Genomic DNA, 1,960 nt, shown 5'->3' on the forward strand with positions numbered 1-1,960 from the left:
TGGTGTTCGATCTGGACGCCGGGGCCTGGCTGGCGCGGATCACACTGCTGCTTTACCTGCTGGTGCAATGGCCCCGGCAAGCACGCATGGCCAAAGGCATTCTGCTGGTGGTTATCGCCATGGCCGGCGTTGTCATCTGCCGTGAAGCCCAGCCGGTTCCGGTTTTGCTGCAGGCCCTAGACCGCCTCTGTTTTTTCGCCACTTTCGTTTCATCACTGGGCCTGCTGCGCGTCTCTGCCATGCGCTCGCGGCTGGTTCGCGATGCCGGGCAGACCCTGATCCGCCAGAAGCCCGCCCTACGCTACCCCACCCTGTCCCTGGGGACAGCGCTGTTCGGCATCATTATTAACATCGGAGTGCTGAACCTGTTCGGCGCCATGGTGATGCGCAGCAATACCCTCAAGGCTGCTGGTGGCCACGATGATATCCAGCAAGCCCGCGAACGGCGGATGATGCTGTCCATTTTACGCGGCTTTGCCCTGGCCCCTCTGGTATCGCCGCTGGGGGTGACCATGGCAGTCATTCTGGCCAATATACCCAGTCTCACCTGGGCCAGCCTGGCCCCGGTGGCGCTGCCCACCGCCGGGCTCTTTTTTCTGCTCGGCTGGTGGCTGGACTGGCAGCTCAGACCCAAACAACTGGCGCAACGGGTACCTGCAACACAGCCGCCCTCACTATCGCCACTGATTCGCTTCACCTTGCTGGCCTTGCTGATCACCCTGAGCGTATTTGCCGTCGCCCTGGCAGGAAATCTGCGTTTGCCCGTCGCCGTCCTGATTGCCTGCCCGCTTGCTGCCATCCTGTGGATGGCAAAGCAGAGGCGGCGACTGGGTGGCGGCACCGGGCTGCGCCGATCGCTCACCTTGCTCGCCCGCCATTCGCGTTTGATCTTCGGTTCCAATCGGGGAGAAATTGCCGTGCTGGGCGGCTCCGCCTGCCTGGGCGCATTGATTACCCCGCTGGTGAATCAACAGGCCCTGCACGAGCTGCTACTGGCCACCCATCTGCAAGGCGCCGCCATGGCCGTGGCTGCCATGCTGCTGGTGGTGGCACTGGCACAGGTAGGGCTCAATCCTATTGTGTCGGTAACACTATTGGCTTCGCTGCTGGGCGATGGAGTGGGCGCAGACCCACGCCTGCTGGCCGTGGGCCTGATGTGCGCCTGGAGCCTGTCGATGATCTCCTCGCCGTTCACTGCATCGATGCTGGTACTCAGCCAGTTGATCGGCCGCTCGCCCTACCGGATCGCCTGGCGCTGGAACGGATTGTTCTTTGTGCTGGTCGTGCCGATGCTGGCGTTGTGGATCGGGGTGATGACGCAATGGTTGTGAGAGCAGTTGAAAGTTCAAAGTGTAAAGTTAAAAAGGACGAAAAATGGGACAACCAACCGATCAATGGCTTCCCACGTGTTTCCACCAAACGCTCAGCGCGGACACGGCTTAACTGTTCATGCCAGGCTCGTGCGCGCTTTTCAACTTTGTACTTTGAACTTTCAACTTACCCTCAGATCAGGCCGCAAAGAGCCAGATCCCATCGCGGTCTTCGCGCTGCACCCTGCCCTGCTCCAGCAGGCAATTAAGGTGCGCAATGCTCTCGCCCATGGCAAACATCATTTGCTGCACATCCAGGGTCCGCTTGAACATCACCGGCAACACATCGTGGGCATTATGAGGCTGCTCACAGCAGGCAGCATGCACCTGATCCAGCTGCTCGGCATGGTGATCCGCCAACGCATTGATCCGCGTATGCAGCCCCCGGAAAGGCAAACCGTGGGCGGGCAGCACCAGCGTGTCTTCCGGCAATGCATCGCGGATTACTGTCAGGCTATCCACAAAGGCGGTTACCGGATTGGCGTCCGGCTCCGTGGGGCGCACCATCAAATTACTGGAAATGGTCGGCAGCACCTGATCCCCGCTGAGCAATACCCGGTCACTGCTGCGATACAGACACAGATGCTCCG

At 60.6% G+C, this 1,960-nt stretch carries 1 protein-coding gene and 1 pseudogene; one reads left to right on the forward strand and one right to left on the reverse strand.

Going from position 1 to position 1,960, the window contains the following annotated elements:
- Positions 1–2 precede the first annotated feature (2 nt).
- Complete coding sequence (locus A3730_RS31700) at positions 3–1,331, forward strand: hypothetical protein (protein WP_082872366.1); 1,329 nt, start codon at positions 3–5, stop codon at positions 1,329–1,331.
- Between the two features lie 177 nt (positions 1,332–1,508).
- Here A3730_RS31700 and A3730_RS31705 read toward each other — a convergent pair.
- Positions 1,509–1,960 (reverse strand): annotated as a pseudogene (locus A3730_RS31705) (MBL fold metallo-hydrolase); the annotation flags it as partial.

The sequence above is a fragment of the Alcanivorax sp. HI0044 genome (genome assembly GCF_001634945.1).